The organism is Neisseria sp. P0013.S005 (assembly GCF_051958425.1).
Lineage (GTDB): Bacteria > Pseudomonadota > Gammaproteobacteria > Burkholderiales > Neisseriaceae > Neisseria > Neisseria subflava.
The window spans coordinates 360,903-387,419 of the sequence record NZ_JBQCVL010000001.1 but is presented as its reverse complement, the minus strand read 5'-3'; the positions used below and the strand labels follow the sequence as shown (position 1 = coordinate 387,419).

The window sequence follows — 26,517 nt, the reverse complement described above, 5'->3', positions numbered from 1 at the left end:
AGACGCAGTCCGCGCAGCACCGTCCGAAATTACCGGCGCTACGATAATAAGAAGATGTAGGCTGCCTTATTTTGTCCGAAGCATCAGCATTCGGACGGCAGCGGAACCATCAACCTTTCCGCCGCATTGTTCTTTATTTCCTTCTTTATCCGAATCCGTCCGCACATGGCTTGAGTCTAAGCATGCAACCTTGCGGATTTCAAATCAAATACTGGTTACACGGGGATTTTCCCATCTTGCCTTTGAAGAGTGCCAACCGGACAGACAGGCCGTCTGAAAAAGATATTCACAAATCAAACGGCCGCTGTTCATGAGGTGACTATGAAAAGAATGTTATTCAACGCAACGCAGGCCGAAGAGCTGCGCGTTGCCATTGTCGATGGCCAAAACCTTTTGGACTTGGACATCGAAACGCTGGGCAAAGAACAGCGTAAAGGCAATATCTACAAAGGTATCATTACTCGCATCGAGCCGTCGCTGGAAGCGTGTTTCGTCGATTACGGAACCGACCGCCACGGCTTTTTGCCGTTTAAGGAAGTATCGCGTTCATATTTCCGCGACTACGAAGGCGGCAGGGCGCGTATTCAGGACGTGCTCAAAGAGGGCATGGAAGTTATCGTCCAAGTCGAAAAAGACGAGCGCGGCAACAAAGGCGCGGCGCTGACCACTTTCATCAGCCTGGCCGGCCGCTATTTGGTATTGATGCCGAACAATCCGCGCGGCGGAGGCGTATCCCGCCGTATCGAAGGCGAAGAGCGTCAAGAGTTGAAAGCTGCTATGGCCGAACTCGACATTCCGAACGGCATGAGCATCATCGCGCGTACTGCCGGCATCGGCCGCAGCGCGGAAGAGTTGGAATGGGACTTGAACTACCTCAAACAACTCTGGAAAGCCATTGAAGAAGCAGGCAAAGCACATCATGATCCTTACTTGCTCTTTATGGAAAGCTCGCTGCTGATTCGTGCGATTCGAGACTATTTCCGTCCCGATATCGGCGAGATTTTGGTGGACAATCAAGAAGTTTACGACCAAGTTGCCGAGTTCATGAGCTACGTCATGCCGAGCAATGTAGGCCGTCTGAAACTCTATCAAGACCACACGCCGCTGTTCTCCCGTTTCCAAATCGAACACCAAATCGAAAGCGCGTTCTCACGCAGCGTCAGCCTGCCTTCCGGCGGCGCGATTGTGATCGACCACACCGAAGCCCTGGTTTCCATCGACGTCAACTCTGCGCGTGCCACACGTGGCTCGGATATTGAAGACACCGCGTTCAAAACCAATATGGAAGCTGCCGAAGAGGTTGCCCGTCAAATGCGCCTGCGCGACTTGGGCGGTTTGGTCGTCATCGACTTCATCGACATGGAAAATCCGAAACATCAGCGCGATGTTGAAAACGTTCTGCGCGATGCGCTCAAAAAAGACCGCGCCCGCGTGCAAATGGGCAAACTTTCGCGTTTCGGCCTTTTGGAATTGAGCCGCCAACGTTTGAAACCGGCTTTGGGCGAAAGCAGCCATGTTGCGTGTCCGCGCTGCGCCGGTACCGGCGTCATCCGCGGTATCGAATCCACCGCCCTGCACGTTTTGCGCATCATTCAAGAAGAAGCAATGAAAGACAACACCGGCGAAGTGCACGCACAAGTTCCTGTCGATGTTGCCACCTTCCTGTTGAACGAAAAACGCGCCGAGCTGTTTGCGATGGAAGAGCGCTTGGATGTGAACGTCGTCCTGATTCCAAACATTCACTTGGAAAATCCGCACTACGAAATCAACCGCATCCGCATTGACGACGTAGAAGAAGACGGCGAACCGAGCTACAAACGCGTTGCCGAGCCGGAAGAAGACGAATCTGCCAAACCTTTCGGCAGCGAAAGAGCCAAAGCCGCCCGCCCCGAACCTGCTGTCAAAGGCGTGCGCCATACCCAGCCAGCCCCGGTTGTAGCCGAGCAGAAGAACGGTTCATGGTGGGATAGCTTCAAAGCATGGCTCAAACGCATTTTCGGCGGCAATACCGCAGCCGAAACCGCGCCTGTTGCCGAAGTGGCAGAAAAACGCACTTCAAACGGCAACAATCGCAACGGCAATTCCGGCAACCGCCGCGCAAACAACCGCCGCCAAAACCCGCGCCGCAACAATAGGCACGACGGCAGCAAGGTAGAAGTGCGCGAAGTGAATGCCGAAGCTGTCGACAGCAAGTTTGAAGAAAACAAATCAAACGAAAGCCGCAACGACGAGCGTAAAGACAATCGTCGCAACCGCAACCGTAACAACCGCCGCGATGATCGCAACAACGAGCGCAACCGTGTTGAGGAAGTGGTTGAAGACGTAAACGTTCAAGAAGTAGCTGCACTGGTTGAGATGCCGTCTGAAAACCAAGCGGAACAAAACGGCAATAAACGCCGCCGCAACAACGGCCGTAACGAGCGCAACCGTCATCAATCTGCGGAAAACCGTGTTGAGGACGTGAACGTTCAAGCCGATGGCGAACAGGCGCAAGTTGAAGCGGACGACAACGCCCGCAGCGAAGAGGGTGTGAAAAACAACGGCCGTCAAGGACGCGACCGCAACAACCGTCAGCGCAACAACCGTAACGACCGCCGTTCCAACAGCAAAAAACGCAATATTCCGTCTTCGGCAAAAATCGAGCAATACCTGAACATTACCGACACTGCCGACAAAGTCCTCTTTGCCGTAGCGCATGTTTTAGGTTTGAACGAAACGGTTGAAGCTGCAAATGCGACATTGACTTCTGAAAGCAACCAAGCCGAGCCGCTGGTGATTGTGGTATCCGAGCCTGAAGCTACCAGCGCAGAGCCATTCGTATTTGCGATTGAAAGCGAAAACGAGCCTGCCGTAGCGCAAACTGAAGACGCTGATGCCGAACAAGCCCTGCTTGCTTCTGCCGTCAGCAACGTTAAAGAAGCCATTTCTGCAGTATTGTCTCTGAATGCAACGACTACTGTTGCACCGGTTGAAGCACCAGCCGAAACTGTTGCCACACCAGCTGAAGCCGTAGCTCAAGCAGCGCCTGTCGCAATCGTTGTGCCTGAGAGCTTAGGCGATTTGATCTTCGTTGAAACCGATCCGCAAGCCGTTGCCGCTTTTGCCGCGCAGCCACAACCTGAACCGGTTGCTAAAACACGCCGTTCGGATGTGCCTAAAGTAGAAGTGGAAGACGTAGCAGTCGAAATGATTTTGGTGGAAACACGTAAAGACTAAGATTGGTTTTCCAGTTAAAAGCCCGATGTTGAACGCATCGGGCTTTTTTATTGGCAAGGAGGTGCGCTGCTCATTTTCTTTGTGTTTACCATGAGCGTTGCTTCATGGTTGAAAAAGTAGGATCGCTTGCTGAGAAAGGGAAGGGCATGATTCTTTCAGTGGGAAGGACTTAACGAAATAGATTGGTATGAGAAAAGGCCGTCTGAAATGGTTTCAGACGGCCTTGGTTTGTGTGTATGTTTAGGTATTGTGATTAGTTTTTGTTCAGAGAGTCACGGATTTCGCGCAACAACAGAACTTCTTCGCTAGGCTCTGCTGGTACTTCTTCAGCAGGAGCTTCGGTTTTTTTCACGGAGTTGATGGCTTTAACCACGCAGAAGATGGCAGCGGCGATGATCAGGAAGCTGATCACAGTGTTGATGAACAGACCGATGTTCAAGGTAACGGCACCGGCTGCTTGAGCGGCCGCCAGGCTGGCGTAACCAGCTTCAGGAGCGGCTTGTGCGCCGTCTTTCAGCGTGATGAACAGGTTGGAGAAATCAACGCCACCAATCAGCAGACCGATAGGAGGCATGATTACATCGTCAACCAATGATTTGACGATGCCGCTGAATGCTGTACCGACAACCATACCGACTGCGAGGTCGATCACGTTGCCACGCATAATAAATTCTTTAAATTCTGAAGCGATTGACATAATTAATCTCCTGTATGTGTTTGAGTCAAAATCAGATGTGATTCAATAAATCGGCAGGCATATTAACGCTTTATCAGTTAAGAAAAATTCAATAATGTTAAATTTTGTATTTTATGCCAAAAATCTCCTGCTTCTATGCCTTCTGTATGAAAAACAGGCCGTCTGAAATTTTTCTGTTACTTTTTTACACCATTTTTTATCAGCGGCTAAGTATCAGATAATATGAATGTTATCTTTGGAATCAATGCTCTATCTTATCTTTTAAATGAGATTAAATGATAACGTTGTAATGTTATTAACATAATACGCCAAAGCATACGACAATCATGTTTCATGCGTGTATTTGAATTTCAGACGGCCTTATCGGTTATGCAGTCATTCAAACCATAATGTAATGGGTAATGGCCATAAAAAACGCACTTTCATCATGAAAGTGCGTTTTGCGTGAAAACTGTTTAGTTCTCTTCGTCGTTCAGCGCGTTGATGCTGTAACCGCCATCAACGTAGGTAATCTCGCCGGTGATGCCGGAAGCGAGGTCGGACAGCAGGAAGGCGGCTGTGTTACCGACTTCTTCAGTGGTAACGTTGCGACCCAATGGGTTGTGGGAAGCGACGTGGCCCAAGAGTTTGCTTAAATCGGCGATGCCGGAAGCGGCCAGGGTTTTGATCGGGCCTGCGGAGATGCCGTTGCAGCGGATGCCTTCTTTGCCCAGGCAGGCGGCAGTGAAGCGGATGCCGGCTTCGAGGCTGGCTTTGGCCATGCCCATGACGTTGTAGTTCGGAATGGCACGAACCGCGCCCAAGTAGCTCAGGGCGACGATGGCGGAGTTTCTGCCGCGCATCATCGGACGGGCGGCTTTTGCCAATGCGGGCAGGCTGTATGCGGAAATTTCGTGTGCGGTGTTAAACGCTTCGCGGCTGATGCTGTCGAGGAAGTCGCCGCTCAAAGCTTCTTTCGGGGCAAACGCGATGGCGTGCACCAAACCGTCGAGGCCGTCCCAATGTTTGCCCAAGTCAACGAAAACTTGGTTGATTTCGTCGTCGCTGGCAACGTCGCAGCGGAACACGAGTTCGGAGCCGAGTTCGGCCGCCATTTTACGGACGCGCTCTTCCAGTTTGTCGACAACATAAGTAAATGCCAATTCCGCGCCTTGTTCGCGGCAGGCTTTGGCGATGCCGTAAGCGATGGAACGCTCGGAGATCATGCCGGTAATCAGAATTTTTTTGCCTTGCAAAAAGCCCATTTTCTTATCCTTTAGCAGTGGTATTGCGGTTGCATTAAAAGGCGCATTATAGCAAAAACCGCTGTTTCGGTATAGAAAACAACGGATAACCCTTTGTCTTGCCTCAAATAGGGATAAGGTTTTCTGTCAAGGCCGTCTGAAACCTGACGGAACGTCGGCAAAACGTTATACTTGATGGTGTTAATGACCGATGTTTCAGGAGTGAACCATGCCCGAGCAAAACCGCATTCTCTGCCGAGAACTCAGCCTGTTGGCGTTTAACCGCCGTGTACTGGCTCAGGCGCAGGATACGAAAGTTCCTTTGTTGGAACGTTTGCGTTTTCTGTGCATCGTGTCTTCCAATTTGGACGAATTTTTTGAAGTGCGCATGGCGTGGTTGAAACGCGAAAATAAATTGCGCCCGCATCAGCCGCTCGACAACGGCAAAACTGCGGCCGAAACCATCGAAGCGGTGGCAAAAGAGGCACAGGCCTTGATTCGCGAGCAGTACGATCTGTTTAACAAAGTATTGCAGCCTGCACTCAGCCGCGCCGGTATTCATTTCTATCGCCGCCACAAATGGACGGCCGCGCAGAAAAAATGGATTGAAAATTATTTTGACAACGAGCTGTTGCCCATTCTCACGCCCATCGGCCTTGATCCTTCGCATCCGTTCCCGCGCCCGTTAAACAAATCGCTCAACTTTGCCGTCGAACTCGAAGGTACGGATGCGTTCGGCCGTCCGTCCGGAATGGCGATTGTGCAGGCGCCGCGCATTTTGCCGCGCGTCGTTCCCATGCCGTCTGAAATTTGCGGCGGTGATGCAGGCTTTGTGTTCTTGTCTTCGATTTTGCACGCCCATGTCGGCAAACTTTTTCCCGGTATGAAGGTTAAAGACTGCCATCAGTTCCGCCTCACGCGCGACAGCGATTTGACGGTTGATGAAGAAGATTTGAAAAACCTGCGTGCCGCGATTCAAAACGAATTGCACGACCGCGAATACGGCGACGGCGTGCGCTTGGAAGTGGCGGATACTTGTCCGGCGCATATTCACGACTTCCTGCTTGCCCAGTTCAAGCTGACTTCTGCCGAGCTGTATCAGGTCAAAGGACCGGTCAATTTGGTGCGCCTCAATGCCGTCCCCGATTTGGTGGATAGGCCGGATTTGAAGTTCCCACCGCGTAATGCAGGCCGTCTGAAAGCCTTACGCAAAAACGGCTCCGTATTCAAACTGGTCAAACAGTCGCCGATCTTGCTGCACCATCCGTATCAATCTTTCGATCCGGTTGTCCAAATGATACGCGAGGCAGCGGCCGATCCGGATGTGTTGGCCGTTAAAATGACCATCTACCGCACCGGCAGCAATTCCGAGCTTGTGCGCGCATTGATGAAGGCCGCACTGGCGGGCAAACAGGTTACCGTCGTGGTCGAACTGATGGCGCGTTTTGACGAAGCCAACAACGTCAACTGGGCGAAGCAGCTGGAAGAGGCAGGCGCGCACGTCGTGTACGGCGTATTCGGCTACAAAGTTCATGCCAAAATGGCTTTGGTTATCCGTCGCGAAGACGGCGTACTCAAGCGTTATGCCCACCTCGGTACCGGCAACTACCACCAAGGCACATCGCGCATCTACACCGACTTCGGCATCATCACCGCCGACGAACAAATCACTGCCGATGTGAACACTTTGTTTATGGAAATCACAGGATTGGGCAAGCCGGGCCGTCTGAACAAGCTCTATCAAAGCCCGTTTACCCTGCACAAAATGGTCATCGACCGCATCAAGCAGGAAACCGAACACGCCAAAGCAGGCAAACCGGCGCGGATTACCGCCAAGATGAACTCCCTCATCGAGCCGAGTGTAATCGATGCGCTGTATCAAGCCAGCGCGGCAGGCGTGCAAATCGATCTGATTGTGCGCGGTATGTGTACTTTGCGCCCGGGTGTAAAAGGCTTGTCCGAAAACATCCGCGTCCGCTCCATTATCGGCCGCCAACTCGAACACTCGCGCGTGTATTGCTTCCATAACAATGGTGCAGACGATACCTTTATCTCCAGCGCCGACTGGATGGGTCGCAACTTTTTCCGCCGCATTGAAGTCGCCACGCCGATTACCACGCCCGAACTCAAAGAACGCGTGATCTGCGAAGGTTTGGAAATGGCCTTGGAAGACAATACCCAGGCTTGGCTGATGCAGCCTGACGGCAGCTACGTCCGCACCCAGCCGCAAGACGGCGAGCCTGCGTTTGGTTTGCAGGAAGGTTTGTGGAAAATATACGGACGTTAAATTGAATAATGTCTTAGGCCGTCTGAAATGCAGGTTTCAGACGGCCTTTTTTGATTTTGCCGTTATAATTCCGTTTCCCAATCTTTCAGACGGCCTTTTCCTATGAAATCTTACCCCGATTCCTATCTCCATTTTGAAAACCTCGAATCTCCCGAAACGCAAGATTTTGCCGCCGCGGCGCATGCCGAAACGCGTGCGCGTTTTTTAGAAAACGACAAAGCGCGCGCATTGTCCGACGGCATTTTGGCGCAGTTGCAGGACACGCGGCAGATTCCGTTTTGTCAGGAACACCGCGCGCGGATGTACCATTTCCATCAGGACGCAGAATATCCGAAGGGTGTGTACCGCGTATGTACGGCGGCGACTTACCGTTCTGGCTATCCTGAGTGGAAAATCCTGTTTTCGGTGGCGGATTTCGACGAGTTGCTCGGCGACGATGTGTATTTGGGCGGCGTGTCGCACTTGGTGGAAAAGCCCAACCGCGCGTTGTTAACACTGAGCAAATCGGGCGGCGATACGGCGTACACGCTGGAAGTGGATTTGGAAGCAGGGGAGTTGGTAGAAGGCGGTTTTCACTTTCCGGCAGGTAAAAACCATGTGTCGTGGCGCGATGAAAACAGCGTATGGGTGTGTCCGGCTTGGGACGAACGCCAGTTGACCGAATCGGGTTATCCGCGCGAAGTGTGGCTGGTGGAGCGTGGTAAGAGTTTCGAGGAAAGCCTGCCGGTGTATCAAATTGCCGAAGACGGCATGATGGTGAACGCGTGGCGTTATCTCGATCCGCAGGGTTCGCCGATTGATTTGATTGAAGCGTCGGACGGTTTTTACACCAAAACCTATTTGCAGGTCTCAGCCGAAGGCGAGGCGAAACCGTTAAACCTGCCCAACGATTGCGACGTAGTCGGCTATCTGGCGGGACATCTTTTGCTGACGCTGCGCAAGGACTGGAACCGCGCGAACCAAAGCTATCCGAGCGGCGCATTGGTGGCAGTAAAATTGAACCGCGGCGAATTGGGCGCGGCGCAGCTTTTGTTTGCGCCCGATGAAACGCAGGCATTGGAAAGCGTGGAAACGACCAAGCGTTTTGTGGTGGCGAGCCTGCTGGAGAACGTACAAGGCCGTCTGAAAGCATGGCGCTTTACCGACGGCAAATGGCAGGAAGTCGAACTGCCGCGCCTGCCTTCGGGTGCATTGGAAATGACCGACCAGCCGTGGGGCGGCGACGTGGTTTACCTTGCCGCCAGCGATTTCACTACGCCACTGACGCTGTTTGCGCTGGATTTGAACGTGATGGAACTGACCGTCATGCGCCGTCAGCCGCAGCAGTTTGATTCAGACGGCATCAACGTGCAGCAGTTTTGGACGACTTCGGCCGACGGCGAGCGCATTCCTTATTTCCACGTCGGCAAAAACGCCGCGCCCGACACGCCGACGCTGGTCTATGCCTACGGCGGTTTCGGCGTGCCCGAGCTGCCGCATTATCTGGGCAGCATCGGCAAATACTGGCTGGAAGAGGGCAACGCCTTCGTGTTGGCGAACATACGCGGCGGCGGCGAGTTCGGCCCGCGCTGGCATCAGGCGGCGCAGGGAATCAGCAAACACAAGAGCGTCGATGATTTGCTTGCCGTCGTGCGCGATTTGTCCGAACGCGGCATGAGTTCGCCCAAACACATCGGTTTGCAGGGCGGCAGCAACGGCGGCCTGATTACCGCCGCCGCCTTCGTGCGCGAGCCGCAAAGCATAGGCGCGCTGGTGTGTGAAGTGCCGCTGACCGACATGATCCGTTATCCGCTGCTCTCCGCCGGTTCAAGTTGGACGGACGAATACGGCAATCCGCAGAAATACGAAGTCTGCAAACGCTGGTTGGGCGAATTGTCTCCGTATCACAATCTTTCAGACGGCATCAATTATCCGCCAGCGCTCATTACCACCAGCCTCAGCGACGACCGCGTCCATCCCGCCCACGCGCTCAAGTTCTACGCCAAACTGCGCGAAACCTCCGCGCAATCTTGGCTCTACTCGCCTGACGGTGGCGGTCATACCGGCAACGGTACGCAACGCGAATCCGCAGACGAACTCGCCTGCGTCTTGCTGTTTTTGAAAGAGTTTTTGGCTTAAAAAGAACGCTGTTTGATTTGCCCGCTTATTTCAGGCCGTCTGAAAGAGCGGGCAAAAAAAGCGAGTTTGATGGCATTGTGAAACCTTATTTAAGGTATTTTTTATTCGTTTTACGCACCCGGCAGGCGCGTGAAAACGGAAAGAAAAAATGGCGAAACCTGCTTTTCAGACGGCCGCGATTCACGATAATCAAACTTAACTCTATGATATCAAATAAAAACAATTTCCTGCTTGTAGGTTAAAATCAGCCTATGCTAATATGCGCAACAACAGGTTTTTACTGAATAATCTGTGCTAAAATGCAGGATTAGATGGAAAACTCTATCCGAATTCGGTACAATACCGACGAATTATTTCTCTTAAACAACCTGCCGCAAGGCGAAAAGGAACGACTGACATGTCAAACATCGAACAACAAGTTAAGAAAATTGTTGCTGAACAACTGGGCGTAAACGAAGCCGAAGTGAAAAACGAATCTTCTTTCCAAGACGATTTGGGTGCTGACTCTCTGGACACCGTAGAACTGGTGATGGCTTTGGAAGAAGCTTTCGGCTGCGAAATCCCTGACGAAGACGCTGAAAAAATCACTACCGTACAATTGGCTATCGACTACATCAACGCCCACCAAGGCTAATCGGTCGCACCAAACATCCAGCCTCTGCTGCGCCATCGCAATAGAGGCTTTTACCTTATTATTAAACCCCTGAAATTTCAGACGGCATGAGTTTTGCCCGTTTTCACGAAGAAAATAAGCAAGGCTGCCGCGAAAATCCCGACAACCAACAGCGAGATTATCATGAGTCAGAGAAGAGTAGTCATCACAGGTCTTGGCCAAGTATCACCGGTCGGCAACGACGTCGCCACCGCATGGAGCAATCTGCTCGCAGGCAAAAGCGGCATCGGACGGATTACCCGCTTTGACGCATCCGACATCAACAGCCAAATCGCCGGCGAAGTGCGCGATTTCGACATCGGCCAATACATCAGCGCGAAAGAAGCGCGCCGTATGGACGTGTTCATCCACTACGGTATTGCCGCCGCCCTGCAAGCCATCAATGATTCAGGCTTGGACGACGTGGAAACCCTCGACAAAGACCGCGTCGGTGTCAACATCGGCTCCGGTATCGGCGGCCTGCCGAGCATTGAAGCGACCGGCAAAGCCGTTATCGAAGGCGGTGCGCGCAAAATCAATCCTTTCTTTATCCCAGGCTCGCTGATTAACCTGATTTCCGGCCACGTAACCATCCTCAAAGGCTACCGTGGCCCGAGCTACGGCATGGTTTCTGCCTGTACAACCGGCGCACACTCCATCGGCGACTCTGCACGACTGATTAAATACGGCGACGCAGACGTTATGATTGCCGGTGGCGCGGAAGGCGCGATCAGCACTTTGGGCGTCGGCGGTTTTGCCGCCATGAAGGCACTTTCCACCCGCAACGATGACCCTGCTACCGCTTCCCGTCCGTGGGACAAAGGCCGTGACGGTTTCGTTATCGGCGAAGGCGCTGGCGTGCTGGTGTTGGAAGAATTGGAACACGCGAAAAAACGCGGTGCGAAAATTTACGCCGAAATCGTCGGCTTCGGTATGAGCTCCGATGCCTACCACATTACCGCGCCTAACGAAGAAGGCCCTGCATTGGCCGTTACTCGCGCGCTGAAAGATGCTGGCTTGAATCCTGAAGACGTAGATTACGTCAACGCACACGGTACATCGACTCCTTTGGGTGATGCCAACGAAACCAAAGCCATCAAACGCGCTTTGGGTGATCATGCGTGCAAAGTCATCGTTAACTCCACCAAATCCATGACCGGCCACTTGCTTGGCGCAGCCGGCGGTGTGGAGGCGTTGTACAGCGTGTTGGCAGTACACGAGCAAAAATCTCCACCGACCATCAATATCTTTGAACAAGACGTTGAAGCCGGTTGTGATTTGGATTACTGCGCCAACGAAGCGCGTGACGCGAAAATCGACGTTGCCATCTCCAATTCCTTCGGCTTTGGCGGTACCAACGGCACATTGGTATTCAAACGCTTCAAAGACTGATAGAAGGTTTTAAGCCAAATTGAAAAGGCCGTCTGAAACTGGTTTTCAGACGGCCTTTTTATTTTAAAAGCCAAATACTCTTGATAATCTGTATCATTTGTATAAAAATACCGATTCCAATCAATATCGCCCGGATTTTATCGGGTAATCAACCCAATTACATTTTTATCAGGAGTCTGCAATGAAAACTATCCGTATTCTGGCATTGGCCGCCGCACTGGCCGCCGTGCCTGTATTTGCGTCTGATTTCGGCCATGAACAGGCATTGACCATAGACGGCAAGCCCGCCCATCTGGCAGAAACTTCAGCCCGTATTTTGGCAAACGAAACCTTGACTGCGCCGCAACTGGTCGAAGACATTACCGACGGATTGGGTTCGAAAAAAATTCCGGGCTATAAATTGATGATTATGGGCCGCACTTATTCGGTGGCGGCAGAAACCAAACCGCCGAAAGAGGGCCAAACTCAGTGGCGGGACAATACGTTCATTCATCGCGGCGTAAAACTGTTTGTCGGTATTCCGGTTAAAAACGGCAAGATGGATTTGGCGTCTGCCCGGTTGATTAATATCGGTGTGGTTGACGACAACGGTGGTGCTGCGCCTCATGATGAGGGTGAGAAAATCCGCCCCGTCGGCAAACAGCTGATGTCTCCCGATACCAAGGTGGAAAATGTGAAACTCAATATTGCCAAACTGACGTTGCCAAATATGAAATTGGGCGAAACCAGTGGCGGTGGTGTGAAATTGGAAGCATCGGCAACATTGGACGATAAACCGATACAGACTAAAATCGACAGCACTTTCTCCCGCTTCTATTCCGCTAAACCGACTGCCACACGGCCGTTTATGGCAGATGCACGGTTTGTGAAATAATCGCAAAGGCCGTCTGAAATCCAGTTTCAGACGGCCTTTTATATAACAAAGCTGCATAAGTTTAGTTCTTTATAGATTAAAGGTAAGGAGTTAAAAAAGCGTAGAATGGCGATTTTAAAAATTCATCATTGGAGGTCGATCATGACGGTAACGATTTTAGACGGCGGAATGGGGCGTGAATTGCATCGGCGCGGCGCACCGTTTCGTCAGCCGGAATGGTCTGCTTTGGCTTTGATGGAAGCGCCGGATATTGTGCGTGAAACGCATTTAGATTTTCTTCAGGCCGGCGCACAGGTGATTACGACCAACAGCTATGCGCTTGTTCCGTTTCATATCGGGCAGGAGCGCTTTGATGCTCAAGCTGCCGAATGGGCAAGGCTGGCCGGCTGTTTGGCGCGAGAAGCGGTGGAACAAAGCGGGACTACTGCAAAAGTGGCCGCAAGCCTGCCGCCGTTGTTCGGTTCTTACCGCCCTGACTTGTTTGACAAACAAGTCGCACCTGCTTTGGCGCGCCCTTTAATATCGGGTTTGATGCCGTTTGCTGATATTTGGTTGGCAGAAACCGTATCCAGCTTGGAAGAAGCGCGTTTCTGGCGCAGCAGTCTGCCCGAGGACGGTAAACCGTTTTGGGTGTCGTTTACTTTGGAAGATACGATGCCGCATGATGTACCGGTGTTGCGTTCGGGAGAAAACGTGCACGAGGCGGCGGATTTCGCGGTAGAGATAGGTGCAGCGGCAATGTTGTTCAATTGCAGTCAGCCTGAAGTGATGGCGGAAGCTTTGAAAGTGGCACATGAAGCCCAAGGCCGTCTGAAACTGGGTGTTTACGCCAATGCATTTGAGCCGGTACAAGGACAGATGAACGAGGCCAACGATGGTTTGGATCCGATTCGTGCCGATGCTACGCCGGAAAATTATTTGGCGTGGGCGAGACAATGGGCGGATTTGGGTGCTGAAATCATCGGCGGGTGCTGCGGTATCGCACCTGAACATATCCGTGCGTTGGCGCAAGGATTTAAGGCCGTCTGAAAGTGGTCGCATAATATTTTGATACGGTTAGAACAGGCTAAAAAAGCCGGTAATGCCGTTGCTTCACAAACACATAATTATAAAAATCAGGAATAAACATGTCGCAAAAATCTCAAATCGGCTTGGCCGCGCTGACGGCCTTGGTTATCAGTTCCATGATTGGTTCGGGTATTTTCAGCCTGCCGCAGAATATGGCTGCCGTCGCAGGTTCGCAGGCTTTGCTGCTGGGTTGGCTGATTACCGGTGTGGGCATTATCTTTCTCGGTCTGTCATTTTCGGCCTTGTCCAAACTTAAGCCCGAATTGGACGGCGGTATTTATACGTACGCCCGCGACGGCTTCGGCGATTTGATGGGTTTTTTCTCGGCGTGGGGCTATTGGCTTTGCACTACGGTCGGTATTGTCGGCTATTTGGTGGTTGCGTTTGAAGCAGTAGGCGGATTTGTCGATACGCCGGACAACGTGATTTTCGGTAAAGGCAACACATTTGCCGCTTTTGTCGGTGAATCGGTAATTGTGTGGCTGATTTACTGGTTGGTAGTGCGCGGTATTAAAGAAGCGGCAGGAGTGAACCTGATTGCGACAGCAGTCAAAGTATTTCCGCTGATTTTATTTATCGGTATGGCAGCCTATTTCTTTCAAACCGAAGTGTTTATGTCCGATTGGACAGGGGCGAGCCTTGCTACGCCTGAAAATCCTGATGTCAGCCTGATGACGCAGGTGAAAAACACAATGCTGATTACGCTGTGGGTGTTTACCGGTATTGAGGGTGCGGCGGTTTTGTCCAAGCATGCACGAAGTCGTGCTGATGTCGGTCGAGCAACCATTATCGGAGTCAGCTTGACGCTGGCAATGTATGTGGCAATTACCGTCTTGGCGCAAGGCATTTTGCCTCGTGTGGATATTGCAGCAATGGCTAATCCGTCTATGGCGGGCGTGTTGGCGCACATGATCGGCCCTTGGGGCAAAGTGCTGATTTCTTCCTGCCTGATTATGTCTGTGCTGTCGTCTTATTTAAGCTGGACGCTGTATGCGACCGAGATTCCGCACATGGGTGCGAGAAACGGCGCATTTCCAAAATCGTTTATCCCGTTGAATAAAAACGAAGTGCCGCAGGGTTCGTTGATGTTTACCACTTTGACCGTGCAGTTTTGCCTATTGCTGGTGTGGTTAAAAGGCGAGGATTATTCTGCCTTGCTGATGGTATCGACTTCGATGATTTTGATACCGTATCTGTTAATTGGTGCATATCTGCTCAAATTATCGCTGACACAAAAGGCCGCGGCGAAATACCGTCTTATCGGCGCGGCAGCAACGCTTTATGCGACTTGGATTGTCTATGCGGCAGGCACGGAATATTTGCTACTTTCAGTCTTGCTCTATTTGCCCGGCGTATTGCTGTTTCTCTATTCGCAAAAGAAACACTACGGAAGTTGTCAGTTCAACCGTATGGAAAAAGCCGTATTGGTATTGCTGTTGATTTTGGCTGTGCCGGCCGTACAGCAGTTTGTCGCTAGCTTGCAAGCGTAAGCAGAAAGGTTTGAAAAAGGCCGTCTGAAATCCAGTTTCAGACGGCCTTTTATTGATAAAACCGATTCAATACCGCATCATTTTGCTGTCCACCTGCATTGCCCAAGCATCAATACCGCCTTGAAGGTTGTAGAGGTTTTCAAATCCGGCGTCTTCTAAATACATTGCCGTGTGCAGGCTGCGGATACCGTGGTGGCAGTAAACGACGATGGGTAAATCGTCGTCGGGCAGCTCGTTTTGGCGCAGTGGGATGAGGTTCATCGGGATATGAATGGCAGTGGGCAGGGTGCAGATGGCGCGTTCTTCATCGGTGCGGACGTCGAGCAGATGAAATGCGCGGCCTTCGTCCTGCCATTGTTTCAATTCGGTGGGCGAGAGTTGGATGATGTCGGTCATAGGTAGGGTATGAAAGTATGAGGCCGTCTGAACTTTCAGACGGCCTGTCGTTTAAAAATCGAAATCGCCGAACGGATTGGCCGATTTGTCTTCCAAGTGTGCCACGACGGTGTCGAACAATACTTTTTCGGAAAACTCATTGCCGTTACGCGTCAGCAAAAGCGCGCGTTGTACCGGTTTGCGGCCGACGATGACCACCATACGGCCGCCGTCTTTCAGTTGCTCTTTCAGAATTTCAGGTATGCTGTCTACTGCGCCGCCCACATAAATCGCATTAAAAGGAGCGCCTTGCGATGCTTCGGTCAGGCCGTTGTTTTGCACATAATCGACGTTGGTAAAGCCCAATTCGTCCAAAACTTTTTTGGCGCGTTGCTGCTGCTGGGCATCGATGTCGTCAGTGACGACTTTGCCGGCCAGTTTGGACAGCAGGGCGGTTGCATAGCCTGAACCTGTACCGATTTCTAAGACGGTTTCGTCTTTTTTCAGTTTCAAACCTTGAGCCAGGCGGGCAACGACTTTGGGTTCCAACATCTTATGGCCGTTGGCCAGCGGCAGCTCCATATCCGCATAGGCCAAACCTTGAAAAGCCTCGCCGACAAAATGTTCGCGCTCGATCTCCTCCAAAGCATCCAAAATGTCGAAGTCCAAGACATCCCACGGACGAATCTGCTGTTCGACCATATTGAAACGCGCTTTTTCAAAGTCCATATTTGTGCTCCGTTCAATTCTTAATTTTATCGAAGCATACATTATAAATCCTTGTCGGAGAGTGTGCCATCTTTCAGACGGCCCAGAGGCTCGTTAATAATTGCCAAGCGCACATATATCCACTAAACTTTCACATTACACGACGCTACAGCAAGCAACAACCAACACACGGAGCAATAAAGATGTATCACCAAATCGGAATGTGGGATCAAAAATGGGTTATCGGCAACTGGAAAATGAACGGCCGACTCCAAAATAACAATGCGCTTATGCACCGCTTCCGTGTCATGCCAACCGCAGAACGCGTGTTAATCGGCCTGGCCGCTCCGACCGTTTATCTGTTGCAACTGCACAACGCCATGCAGATTGTTTTGAACAACCGCATCTTGACCTGTGCGCAAGACGTGAGCCGTTTCCCGAATAACGGCGCGTACACCGGCGAAGTGTCCGCCGAAATGCTTGCCGACATCGGTACAGACATCGTCCTCATCGGCCACTCCGAGCGCAGCCTTTATTTCGGCGAGAAAAACGAAATCCAACGCCGCAAAATGGAAAACGTCCTCAACGTCGGCCTGATTCCATTGTTGTGTGTCGGCGAAAGCTTGGAAGAACGCGAAGCCGGTAAAGAACATGAAGTCATTGCCCACCAACTTTCCATCCTGCAAGGTTTAAACACCAAAAACATCGCCGTTGCCTACGAGCCGGTTTGGGCGATCGGTACAGGCAAAGTCGCCACTGTCGAACAAATCGCCGACATGCACACATTTATCTACAAAGAAATCTTGTCTTTGTGCGGAAGCGATGTTAAAATCCGCGTTCTTTACGGCGGAAGTGTGAAAGCGGATAACGCGGCCGACATCTTCGCAGTACCTCATGTAGACGGCGCATTGGTTGGTGGCGCGTCATTATCATATGACTCCTTTACCGCCATCATCAACGCAGCACAAGCCTCGTAGAAAACATATGGAAGCCTTTAAAACCCTTATCTGGATCATTAATATTATTTCCGCTTTAGCCGTAATCGTGTTAGTATTGTTGCAACACGGTAAAGGCGCGGATGCCGGCGCAACGTTCGGTTCCGGCAGCGGTAGCGCGCAAGGCGTATTCGGTTCTGCCGGTAATGCCAACTTCTTGAGCCGCTCAACTGCTATTGCCGCAACATTTTTCTTTGCGACCTGCATGGCGATGGTGTATATTCACACCCACTCCAGTAAGCACGGTTTAGACTTCAGCGATGTGAAGCAGAGCCAGCAAGCTCCTAAGCCTGCAACGCCTGCACAAAACAATACAACTCCTGTTGCACCGAATCCTCAGCAGCAGTAAGACAATTTGATTTATGCCGACATGGTGGAATTGGTAGACACGCTATCTTGAGGGGGTAGTGGCCATAGGCTGTGCGAGTTCAAATCTCGCTGTCGGCACCACATTAGAAAATCTAACCGCTTTTTAGCGGTTATTTTTTCGTCTTGAGAATCTGCCTTTCATTTATCTTTAGGCCGAGACAGGAAAATACAATGAAGCGTTTGGTTGTCGGCATCAGCGGTGCCAGCGGTTTCCAGTATGGCGTGAAGGCTTTACAGCTTTTGCGTGAGCATCAGGTAGAAACGCATTTGGTGGTTTCGCAAGGGGCGGAGATGACCCGCGCTTTGGAAACGGATTACACCAAAGAAGACGTTTATGCTTTGGCGGATGTTGTGCATTCCGTCCGTAATGTCGGGGCAAGTATTGCCAGTGGATCGTTTTTGACGGATGGAATGTTGATTGCACCGTGTTCAATGAAAACTTTGGCTTCGGTTGCTCATGGATTTGCCGATAATTTGCTCAGCCGTGCGGCGGATGTAACGTTGAAAGAGCGGCGCAAGCTGGTGTTGATGGTGCGTGAAGCGCCGTTAAACTTGGCGCACATTGAAAATATGCGCCGTGTGACAGAAATGGGAGGTATTGTGTTTCCTCCCGTTCCGGCTTTATATCAGAAGCCCGAATCCATCGAAGATATGATTACACACAGCGTCTCTCATGCTTTGGACTTGTTCGGCATCATTCAAAACGATGTGCCGCGCTGGCAGGGCTGATGTTTCAGACGGCCTGAGTATAATTTCGTCTACTGCGAAGAAAGGTAAAAAAACATGCAAACGATTCCTGCCAATATAGTGAAGTTTTTGAGCAATCATCATGTCGTCAGTATTGCTGCTGCGGAAGAGGGCGAAGTTTGGGCGGCTTGCTGTTTTTATGTGTTTGATGAGGCGAATGCCCGATTGATTGTGCTGACATCTTTGAAAACGAAGCATGGCGGAATGATGAGCCGTTCTGCCAAAGTAGCCGGTACTATTGCCGGACAACCTGACAGCATCGCAAAAATCAGCGGCATTCAGTTTGCGGCGACTGCCACTTTGATTGAGGATGAAGCGGATTTGAAAGCGGCGCAGTCTTTGTATTACAAAGCGCATCCTGCTGCCAGAGTGATGAAAAGCGATGTTTGGGCATTGAATTTGGACAGTGTGAAATTCACTGACAATAAATTGGTATTCGCACAAAAAACGTACTGGAATCGCGAGGATTAAGAAAAGGCGGCCCAGATGCCTGATTATCGGGTATCCAAGGGGGTAAAGGGGTATTTGAGTAGAATCAGTGGATATTTGAAACGAAAACAACCTAAAACCTGTGTTTGGATTTCGGATGCCGGAGGAAGGGCTTTTTTGCAAAGGGCTCTGTTTGTATAAAATTTCAAAGCGGAGGTGGTATAACAGCAACCAATGTTTTGGAAATGGGCTCAAACAGTTTCAGATGATTTTTATTATTTTGTTGGATTTTTTTCCTGTATGTGTAATATTAAAAAATCACAATATATGGATATTTTTTTTATATTTTTAAAGATAAACACAATATGTGGTATAATTGAATTGTTTTTATCCAATTGTTTCAAACAGGCTAGATTTGAAAAAATAAAATTCAACCCATATAATTAAACCATTGGCGAATTCGGCAAAGTTGATATACCAATAACATTTATCAAGGAGCTAGTTATGAAATGTACTGTGTTTAAATTTAAAAGGGTTTTTTCTGATGGATACGACGACAACTAATCCAATAACCTTATCAGATTGGTTATTGATTATACAGGCGGTAATTCTCTTCTTAGGGTTGGGATTTACCGCTTTATCCGTTTGGAATAATAAAAATGACAATCGGCGAATGGCAACTGTAGACTTAATTCTGAGGCAGCGGTTTAATGAGGAGTTAAACAAGTCGATTGAAATGGTTTACAATCTTGTTAAAGGGGATTTTCCCAATCTACATCAGTATCTTGACAAGGAAAAATATCCGGAAGAACGAAAAGCAATCCTTGCCCTTTTGAATTATCGAGAATTTGTGGCAGTCGGCATCAATACTGGAATCATTGATGAAGAAGTATACAAGCGTTCTTTTTGTAACATTATCATTCGTGACTGGAAGATGCTCTGTCAAACGATAGAAGCTATTCGTAACAGTGAAAAAGGGAAACCAACTAATTTTCAAGATTTTGAGATGCTTGCAAAACGTTGGGAATGCAAACCATTGAGTAAAATGTGAGTATTAATTCAAGAGTCTTCCCTTTATACCATAAATCAAAAGGTCGTCTGAAAACCCATATTTCAGGTTTTCAGACGACCTTTTTACTGCTCAAACGGCTGACCACTCAATCAGTCATGTCCGAGATCGACAGTTTTTTCTTTGTAACGTGTATCAGGAATCAAAACAATTTTCTCGTCCACTTTACCGATGGCTTTCACGTCTTTGCCCGGATAGTCCAGCTGATGCAGGAAGTAGCGGATACAGTTCAAACGTGCACGTTTTTTGTCGTCGGAGCGGATGATGACCCAAGGCGCGTCGCCGGTGTGGGTGTGGAAGAACATGGCGTTTTTGGCTTCGGTGTAGTCGTCCCAGCGGTCGAGCGACTGGATATCCACTGGAGACAGTTTCCAGTGTTTCAGCGGGTCATCACGACGGGAGATGAAGCGACGGAGTTGTTCTTCACGGGATACGGAGAACCAGAATTTGAACAGATGGATGCCGCTGGCAACAAGCATGCGTTCCAATTCAGGGGTTTGGCGCATGAAGAGCAGGTATTCGTTAGGTTCGCAGAAGCCCATTACGCGTTCTACGCCGGCACGGTTGTACCATGAGCGGTCGAAGAATACCATTTCGCCTGCGGTCGGCAGGTTTTGAATGTAGCGTTGGAAATACCATTGGCCGCGTTCGGTAGTGGTTGGTTTCTCCAAAGCAACCACACGCGCGCCACGCGGATTCAGGTGTTCCATGAAGCGTTTGATGGTACCGCCTTTACCGGCTGCGTCGCGGCCTTCAAACAGGCTGACGATACGCTGACCGGAATCTTTAACCCAGCTTTGTACTTTCAACAATTCGATTTGCAGCTTCTGTTTTTCTTTTTCGTAAACAGATCGGCGCATACGTTGTTTGTACGGGTAGTTGGCAGGAAGCGGTGCGCTGCCGGAATCTTCGTCAGTGCCGCGTCCTTCGTGTTCCAAAACAGCCTTTTCGAATACTTGCAGCTGGTCTTGTTTCTCGCCCAGTTCAACATTCTCGAACGGTTCTAATTGGTGGTCTGCCATAAAGTCTCCTTATCGATTAAGTTTTAAATGATATGGTGTGGTATGACTTGATTTTACCTCTTTATGCTGTGTTAGCCTACATAAAATTACACATAAGCGATTTTTTTCGGCTTGTTTGATAATTTTTGTAAAAACAGCGTATAATCAGCCTATTTGTATAATACATCATGCCTTATTTCGCCCTGTTCGACGATGCGTTAAGCGGTCGTGCAAAACTCTATCAAAATCATGTGGAAAGCTGCCTTTTTCATCATAACGAACTGGCGTCGTTGGATGATATTTTGCAGGCAGGTTGGAAAAAAGGCCTGCATGCAGTGTTGTTTGCAGACTACGAATTCGGATTGCCACTGATGGATATTTCATCCGCGCGCAGTGGCAATTTGCGTTTGCACTGGTTTGCTACTTGTACAGAAATCGATGCCGAAAGCTGGCTGTCCAATCATTCAGACGGCCTTGAAGCAGGCATCTCCACTCCCCGATTCTCCGTATCCGAAGCCGATTATCTCGAGCATATCAACCAAATCCACGAAGCCATCCGCCGCGGCGATACCTATCAAATCAATTACACCGCACGTCTGCACCTGCAAACTTACGGCAATCCGATTCAGCTTTACCGCCGCTTGCGCCAGCCTGTGCCGTATGCCGTTTTGTCTTGTCTGTCCGACGGGGCAGGGCAGGACGCATGGACTTTGTGTTTTTCTCCCGAACTTTTCCTCAAAATCGATTCAGACGGCCTGATCACAACCGAGCCGATGAAAGGCACTGCGCCGATTCTTCATGACGGACAAGATGAACGCCGCGCCGTTGAATTGCAAAACGACCCGAAAAACCGCGCCGAAAATGTGATGATTGTCGATTTGTTGCGCAATGACCTCGGCAAAATCGCGCAAACGGGCAAAGTACGCGTGCCTAAGCCGTTTAAAGTTTCACGTTTCGGCAGTGTTTGGCAGATGACCAGTGCCATCGAGGCGCAGGCGCTGCCTGATGTTTCGGTTGCCGATATTCTCCGTGCAGCCTTCCCGTGTGGCAGTATTACCGGCGCACCCAAACGCATGAGTATGCAGATTATTGAGTCTCTTGAATCCGAACCGCGCGGTTTGTACACAGGCAGCATCGGCTTTTTGCATCCGTGCGATACGGGTTTGGGATTTGAAGGCGTATTTAATGTCGTGATTCGCACCTTATCCCTGAAGCCGGTTTCAGACGGCCTTTATCAAGGTGTTTATGGCGTGGGTTCGGGGATTGTGATTGATAGCGATCCTGAAGCCGAATATCGCGAGTGCGGTTGGAAGGCGCGTTTCCTTAATGATTTACGGCCTGATTTCGGTATTTTTGAAACTATGCGCGTGGAAGACAAACAATGCCGTTTACTTGATTTGCATTTAGGCCGTCTGAACAGCTCGGCGCAAGCGCTCAACCTGACTTGGCCTGAAAATACAATAGAGAAAATCCAACACTATATAGATGCGTTGCCAAGTGGGTTATTTAGAGTCAAAGCTACTTTGTTTTCAGACGGCCTTGTATTGAGTCATGCGGCTGTTTCTGAATTGGATGGGCAGCAATACGTCATCTTGAGTGAGCACACATTAAGTCAACGCGATTATCTGCGCCGTTTCAAAACCACGCGCCGTGAAATTTTTGACCAAGCATGGAAAACGGCAGAAGGGCAGGGCGCATTTGACAGCCTGTTTTTCAATTCAGACGGCCTTTTGTTAGAGGGCGGAAGAAGCAATGTGTTCGTCAAATATCAAGGACAATGGCTCACGCCGTCTTTAGATTTGGATATTTTGAACGGGGTAATGCGCCAAGCGGTATTGAGGCAACCGCAGCTATATTTAGGTGCGGATACGATAAGGGAAACACACATCACGCGTGCCATGTTGGAAAATGCGGAAGAAATCCGCTTAAGCAACGCTTTAAGGGGCGTGTTTGCGGTTTCGCTCCGTAAATAAATGGCAATAGTCAAATCATCGTGATTCAAATTGTCGTAAAGCGGCAATATCCGATAGAATACGTCATTTCAACAATGAGGCCGTCTGAAAGGGAAAACAATATGGCAAAAGCAAAAGGTGGATTGGGACGCGGTTTGGATTCGCTGATTTCCAATGCAGTGGACAGTAGCAGTAGCGACCGCCTGACAACGGTTGCCATCGCCGATATTCAGCCCGGCCGCTATCAGGCGCGTGTGCAAATTGATGATGAAGCTTTGCAGGAGTTGGCCGATTCCATTAAGGCACAAGGCATTATCCAGCCGGTTATCGTACGCGAACGTGGTCTGTCTCAATATGAATTGATTGCCGGCGAACGCCGTTGGCGCGCTTCTCAGTTGGCTGGTTTGACCGAAATTCCCGTCGTTATCAAAACCATCAGCGACGAAACCGCGTTGGCCATGGGTTTGATTGAAAACCTGCAACGTGAAAACCTCAATCCGATTGAAGAAGCTCAAGGTTTGAAACGTCTTGCCGACGAATTTGGCCTGACTCATGAAACCATCGCAAAAGCCGTCGGTAAAAGCCGTAGTGCCATCTCCAACAGCCTGCGCTTGTTGAGCCTGCCTGAGCCGGTTCAGGAAATGCTTTATCAACGCCGTCTGGAAATGGGTCATGCCCGTGCGTTGCTGACCTTGCATGTGGTTGACCAATTGGAGTTGGCGCAGAAAGCTGTCAAAAACGGCTGGTCGGTACGCGAAGTAGAACGCCGCAGCCAGTTGGCACATCAAAAAGCCAAGCCTGAAGCAGCCAAAACCATCAGCCCGGATATCCGCCGTATTAATGATGCCCTGACCGAGCGTTTGGGTGTCAATGCCGAAGTCAAAACCAGCAATCAGAAAAAAGGCAAAATCGTACTGCATTTTGATACGCCGGAAACATTTGAATACCTGCTGAAACAGTTAGGCATTAATCAAGAGTTTTAACGGTTTTATAAACAGGCCGTCTGAAAAAATTTTCAGACGGCCTGAATTTTTGATAAAAGGACTGGTCGTACAGATGCTTACAATACAAATCAAAATCTTCTGTAAAATCTGTGTAGCAACATGTAATTTGTGTTAAACTCCGTTCCTGCAAAGATTTGTTTTATATGTGTTAATCATTTATCTGTGAAAAGTTCACAAAGATTAACATATTGCTTGACGTTAACAAACTTCTTGATTATATTAATTTACCTTGCGTTTTTGGGGTGTGAAGTACAATGAATCAGATAGTCCCACTGCAAGTGATTGTATTGTTAATAATTTCAGTTGTTTGTGCATTATTTTCCGGATTGCCCGGCTTCCTCTCTGCTTTGGCGGGAGGATTTTCGTATATTTTGCCTACCCTGGTTGCAGTTTTACTTTTAAAGTTTTCCCGACGAAATCCCAATCTGCAAAGTTCGATGTTTATCGGCGGAGAGGTTTTAAAAGTAGTGCTGTCGCTGGTATCTATGTTGGTCGTTTTTGCGATATGGCATCGATCACTGGTATTTTACCCATTTTTATTGGCGTTTCTTAGCGTCAGTCATTTGGTTTTTTTAGTATTGTTGAGAGTGAAACACTATGGCAGGTGAAACTATGACCGCTGCCGACTACATCAAGCACCACTTGCAAAGCTTGACCAGTATGTCGGATGTTACTCAGGGTCAAGGACTGAAAAACATCGCTGATTTTTCGTTCATTAACCTTGATGCAATCTTTTTTACCGTTCTGTTGGGCGTAATCGGCAGCTTCCTTTTGTGGCGTGGCGCCAAAAAAGCGACGGCTGGCGTGCCCGGTCGTTTTCAAGCGGCTGTTGAAATTCTGTTCGAATTCGTGGATAACATGTGTAAGAGCATTATCCATAACGAACAATCGCGTAAAGCTGTTGCACCTTTGGGTTTGACCCTGTTTGTCTGGATTTTCCTGATGAACGCCATGGATATGTTGCCAGTCGATTTGCTGCCAATGGTATGGCAAGGCATTACCGGTAATCATCACGCACTGTTGCGTGTCGTACCGACTGCTGACTTGAATACCACTTTGGCTTTGGCAATTGGCGTATTGTTGGTATGTATTTATTACAATATCAAAATCAAAGGCTTTGGCGGTTGGATTCACGAATTGTTCAGCGCGCCTTTTGGTCCGATGCTCGCTCCGGCCAACTTCCTGTTGAACTTGGTAGAGTTTTTGTCCAAAACCGTATCCCACGGTATGCGGTTGTTTGGTAATATGTATGCCGGTGAGCTGGTGTTCCTGCTGATCGCTTTGTTGGGTGGTGCATGGGCGTCAACCGGCAGTATCGAGACTTTGGATCCAATTTTATTTGTGTTCCACCTGATTGCCGGTTTGGCTTGGGCGATTTTCCACATTTTGGTTATCACCTTGCAGGCATTTATTTTCATGGCGTTGGCGTTCGTATACATCGGACAAGCGCATGATGCACACTAATCAAGTAGTTTTTTCGTAGTTTGTTTTTGTAGTTTAACCTTTACTATCTTAAGGAGTTTAAAAATGGGTTTGATTGCTATCGCATGTGGTTTGATCGTTGCCTTGGGTGCATTGGGTGCCTCTATCGGTATCGCAATGGTTGGTTCTAAATACTTGGAATCTTCTGCTCGCCAACCTGAGCTGATCGGTCCTCTGCAAACCAAACTGTTCTTGATTGCTGGTCTGATCGACGCGGCCTTCTTGATCGGTGTGGCTATTGCCCTGTTGTTCGCCTTCGTTAACCCGTTTGGTGCTGCGTAATCAAGACGGAGTGATCCGTTCAGATACAGGCTTATGGTCTGTTTGATTAACCCAGATACGAAGGTTAAGTAACGTGAATATTAATGCAACCTTATTTGCGCAAATCCTAGTTTTCTTTGGCTTGGTTTGGTTTACGATGAAATTCGTATGGCCTCCGATTGCCAAAGCATTGGATGAGCGTGCCGCAAAAATCGCCGAGGGCTTGGCTGCTGCCGAGCGCGGTAAGAGCGATTTTGAGCAGGCAGAGAAAAAAGTTGCAGAACTTATGGCCGAAGGGCGTAATCAGGTAACCGAAATGGTTGCTAACGCCGAAAAACGTGCTGCAAAAATTGTAGAAGAAGCCAAAGAGCAAGCTTCTCATGAAGCAGCACGCATTGCAGCCCAAGCAAAAGCTGACGTGGAGCAAGAAGTTAACCGTGCGCGCGAAGTGTTGCGCGAACAGGTTGCTACACTGGCTGTTAAAGGTGCGGAATCTATCTTGCGTAAAGAAGTTGATGCTTCCAAACATGCAGATTTGCTCAGTACCTTAAAACAGGAGCTGTAATCTTATGGCAGAGTTCGCAACGATTGCCAGACCTTATGCGAAAGCATTGTTTAGTCTGGCTCAGGAAAAAAACCAAATCGAGTCTTGGTTGGGCGAACTGAAAGAACTCGCAGCGGTTGTTCAAGATGAGAAAGTTATTGCTTTCATCGAGCAACCGGAAACGGGAGCTTCCGAAAAAGCAGAAACGCTCAAAGGTCTTGTCGGTATCAAAAATGTCGAATTGGCAAATTTCATTACCGTTTTGGCCGAGCAAAAACGTTTGCTGGTATTGCCGGAAATTTATGCCCAATATCAAGATTTGACCTTGATACACAACAATACGAAATCGGCAGTAATTTACAGCGCATATGAACTCAGTTCTCAGCAGCTGGCCGATGTTACCGATATCCTGACAAAACGCTTCAACAGCAAATTGGATGTGGTAGCTAAAGTTGCCCCTGAATTAATCGGCGGCATCAAAGTAGAAGTGGGTGATCAGGTCTTGGATTTGTCCGTACAAGGCAAACTGAATGCTTTGTATGCGACTATGACAAATTAGGAGAG

General features: G+C 49.5%; 25 protein-coding genes and 1 tRNA gene. 21 read left to right on the top strand and 5 right to left on the bottom strand.

Annotated features, from left to right (window positions below):
- The first annotated feature begins 321 nt into the window (after positions 1–321).
- The gene (locus ACTHTA_RS01960; protein WP_313971005.1) at positions 322–3,216 is read left to right on the top strand and encodes an Rne/Rng family ribonuclease; all 2,895 of its coding nucleotides are present in this window, start codon (positions 322–324) and stop codon (positions 3,214–3,216) included.
- A 253-nt stretch (positions 3,217–3,469) separates the two neighbouring features.
- On the opposite strand, the gene mscL is transcribed toward ACTHTA_RS01960, so the two are convergent.
- Positions 3,470–3,913, bottom strand: a complete 444-nt coding sequence (gene mscL / locus ACTHTA_RS01955; RefSeq protein WP_440364036.1) for a large conductance mechanosensitive channel protein MscL — start codon at positions 3,911–3,913, stop codon at positions 3,470–3,472.
- A 455-nt stretch (positions 3,914–4,368) separates the two neighbouring features.
- Positions 4,369–5,157 (bottom strand): enoyl-ACP reductase FabI, encoded by a 789-nt coding sequence (gene fabI / locus ACTHTA_RS01950; RefSeq protein ID WP_440364035.1) that lies wholly within the window; start codon positions 5,155–5,157, stop codon positions 4,369–4,371.
- A gap of 208 nt (positions 5,158–5,365) precedes the next feature.
- Here fabI and ppk1 point away from each other — a divergent pair, with 208 nt between their 5' ends.
- The 7 genes from ppk1 to ACTHTA_RS01915 all read left to right on the top strand — a co-directional run bounded on the left by ppk1 (position 5,366) and on the right by ACTHTA_RS01915 (position 15,017).
- Positions 5,366–7,423, top strand: a complete 2,058-nt coding sequence (ppk1, locus tag ACTHTA_RS01945; RefSeq protein WP_107810946.1) for a polyphosphate kinase 1 — start codon at positions 5,366–5,368, stop codon at positions 7,421–7,423.
- Between the two features lie 102 nt (positions 7,424–7,525).
- Positions 7,526–9,541: a prolyl oligopeptidase family serine peptidase gene (locus ACTHTA_RS01940; RefSeq protein ID WP_440364034.1), complete on the top strand. Its 2,016-nt coding sequence runs from the start codon at positions 7,526–7,528 to the stop codon at positions 9,539–9,541.
- A 397-nt stretch (positions 9,542–9,938) separates the two neighbouring features.
- Entirely contained in the window at positions 9,939–10,175 is a 237-nt protein-coding gene (acpP, locus tag ACTHTA_RS01935) for an acyl carrier protein (RefSeq protein ID WP_003679644.1), read from the top strand.
- A gap of 162 nt (positions 10,176–10,337) precedes the next feature.
- A complete protein-coding gene (gene fabF / locus ACTHTA_RS01930) occupies positions 10,338–11,585 on the top strand; it encodes a beta-ketoacyl-ACP synthase II (RefSeq protein WP_308886980.1) in 1,248 nt (415 codons plus the stop codon).
- Positions 11,586–11,766: 181 nt separating this feature from the next.
- Positions 11,767–12,459: a hypothetical protein gene (locus ACTHTA_RS01925; protein WP_003683752.1), complete on the top strand. Its 693-nt coding sequence runs from the start codon at positions 11,767–11,769 to the stop codon at positions 12,457–12,459.
- A 141-nt stretch (positions 12,460–12,600) separates the two neighbouring features.
- Complete coding sequence (locus ACTHTA_RS01920; RefSeq protein ID WP_308886981.1) at positions 12,601–13,488, top strand: homocysteine S-methyltransferase family protein; 888 nt, start codon at positions 12,601–12,603, stop codon at positions 13,486–13,488.
- 98 nt (positions 13,489–13,586) lie between these two features.
- A complete protein-coding gene (locus tag ACTHTA_RS01915; RefSeq protein ID WP_308886983.1) occupies positions 13,587–15,017 on the top strand; it encodes a basic amino acid/polyamine antiporter in 1,431 nt (476 codons plus the stop codon).
- Positions 15,018–15,083: 66 nt separating this feature from the next.
- Here ACTHTA_RS01915 and ACTHTA_RS01910 read toward each other — a convergent pair whose 3' ends face one another.
- Both ACTHTA_RS01910 and ACTHTA_RS01905 read right to left on the bottom strand, forming a co-directional pair.
- Positions 15,084–15,413 (bottom strand): rhodanese-like domain-containing protein, encoded by a 330-nt coding sequence (locus ACTHTA_RS01910; RefSeq protein WP_250591600.1) that lies wholly within the window; start codon positions 15,411–15,413, stop codon positions 15,084–15,086.
- A 51-nt stretch (positions 15,414–15,464) separates the two neighbouring features.
- Positions 15,465–16,121, bottom strand: a complete 657-nt coding sequence (locus ACTHTA_RS01905; protein ID WP_308886984.1) for a protein-L-isoaspartate O-methyltransferase family protein — start codon at positions 16,119–16,121, stop codon at positions 15,465–15,467.
- 182 nt (positions 16,122–16,303) lie between these two features.
- Here ACTHTA_RS01905 and tpiA point away from each other — a divergent pair, with 182 nt between their 5' ends.
- The 6 genes from tpiA (at position 16,304) to ACTHTA_RS01875 (ending at position 19,691) form a co-directional block, all read left to right on the top strand.
- Entirely contained in the window at positions 16,304–17,077 is a 774-nt protein-coding gene (tpiA, locus tag ACTHTA_RS01900; RefSeq protein ID WP_308886985.1) for a triose-phosphate isomerase, read from the top strand.
- A gap of 7 nt (positions 17,078–17,084) precedes the next feature.
- Positions 17,085–17,444, top strand: coding sequence for a preprotein translocase subunit SecG (gene secG / locus ACTHTA_RS01895; RefSeq protein WP_049351297.1), 360 nt, complete (start codon positions 17,085–17,087; stop codon positions 17,442–17,444).
- Between the two features lie 15 nt (positions 17,445–17,459).
- Positions 17,460–17,545, top strand: a tRNA-Leu gene (locus ACTHTA_RS01890).
- Between the two features lie 90 nt (positions 17,546–17,635).
- A complete protein-coding gene (locus tag ACTHTA_RS01885; protein ID WP_004464450.1) occupies positions 17,636–18,193 on the top strand; it encodes a UbiX family flavin prenyltransferase in 558 nt (185 codons plus the stop codon).
- Between the two features lie 54 nt (positions 18,194–18,247).
- The gene (locus ACTHTA_RS01880) at positions 18,248–18,682 is read left to right on the top strand and encodes a pyridoxamine 5'-phosphate oxidase family protein (RefSeq protein WP_063076775.1); all 435 of its coding nucleotides are present in this window, start codon (positions 18,248–18,250) and stop codon (positions 18,680–18,682) included.
- Between the two features lie 502 nt (positions 18,683–19,184).
- Positions 19,185–19,691 carry a DUF4760 domain-containing protein gene (locus ACTHTA_RS01875; protein ID WP_308886987.1) on the top strand — a complete coding sequence of 169 codons (507 nt, stop codon included), beginning with the start codon at positions 19,185–19,187 and terminating at the stop codon, positions 19,689–19,691.
- A gap of 110 nt (positions 19,692–19,801) precedes the next feature.
- Here the strand turns inward: ACTHTA_RS01875 and ppk2 are convergent, their stop codons facing one another.
- Positions 19,802–20,731, bottom strand: coding sequence for a polyphosphate kinase 2 (ppk2, locus tag ACTHTA_RS01870; protein WP_049351294.1), 930 nt, complete (start codon positions 20,729–20,731; stop codon positions 19,802–19,804).
- 167 nt (positions 20,732–20,898) lie between these two features.
- Between ppk2 and ACTHTA_RS01865 the strand changes: the two genes are divergently transcribed.
- The 7 genes from ACTHTA_RS01865 (at position 20,899) to ACTHTA_RS01835 (ending at position 26,512) form a co-directional block, all read left to right on the top strand.
- Positions 20,899–22,683 (top strand): bifunctional anthranilate synthase component I family protein/class IV aminotransferase, encoded by a 1,785-nt coding sequence (locus tag ACTHTA_RS01865; RefSeq protein ID WP_313971010.1) that lies wholly within the window; start codon positions 20,899–20,901, stop codon positions 22,681–22,683.
- A 101-nt stretch (positions 22,684–22,784) separates the two neighbouring features.
- A complete protein-coding gene (locus ACTHTA_RS01860; RefSeq protein ID WP_039863743.1) occupies positions 22,785–23,645 on the top strand; it encodes a ParB/RepB/Spo0J family partition protein in 861 nt (286 codons plus the stop codon).
- Between the two features lie 275 nt (positions 23,646–23,920).
- The gene (locus ACTHTA_RS01855; protein WP_296184167.1) at positions 23,921–24,274 is read left to right on the top strand and encodes an ATP synthase subunit I; all 354 of its coding nucleotides are present in this window, start codon (positions 23,921–23,923) and stop codon (positions 24,272–24,274) included.
- Positions 24,264–25,130 carry a F0F1 ATP synthase subunit A gene (atpB, locus tag ACTHTA_RS01850; RefSeq protein ID WP_440364033.1) on the top strand — a complete coding sequence of 289 codons (867 nt, stop codon included), beginning with the start codon at positions 24,264–24,266 and terminating at the stop codon, positions 25,128–25,130. Before ACTHTA_RS01855 ends, atpB begins: the two co-directional genes overlap by 11 nt.
- 63 nt (positions 25,131–25,193) lie before the next feature.
- The gene (gene atpE / locus ACTHTA_RS01845) at positions 25,194–25,430 is read left to right on the top strand and encodes a F0F1 ATP synthase subunit C (protein WP_003676106.1); all 237 of its coding nucleotides are present in this window, start codon (positions 25,194–25,196) and stop codon (positions 25,428–25,430) included.
- A 73-nt stretch (positions 25,431–25,503) separates the two neighbouring features.
- Complete coding sequence (locus tag ACTHTA_RS01840; RefSeq protein ID WP_004464459.1) at positions 25,504–25,974, top strand: F0F1 ATP synthase subunit B; 471 nt, start codon at positions 25,504–25,506, stop codon at positions 25,972–25,974.
- Between the two features lie 4 nt (positions 25,975–25,978).
- Positions 25,979–26,512: a F0F1 ATP synthase subunit delta gene (locus ACTHTA_RS01835; RefSeq protein WP_004519004.1), complete on the top strand. Its 534-nt coding sequence runs from the start codon at positions 25,979–25,981 to the stop codon at positions 26,510–26,512.
- Positions 26,513–26,517: the final 5 nt, after the last annotated feature.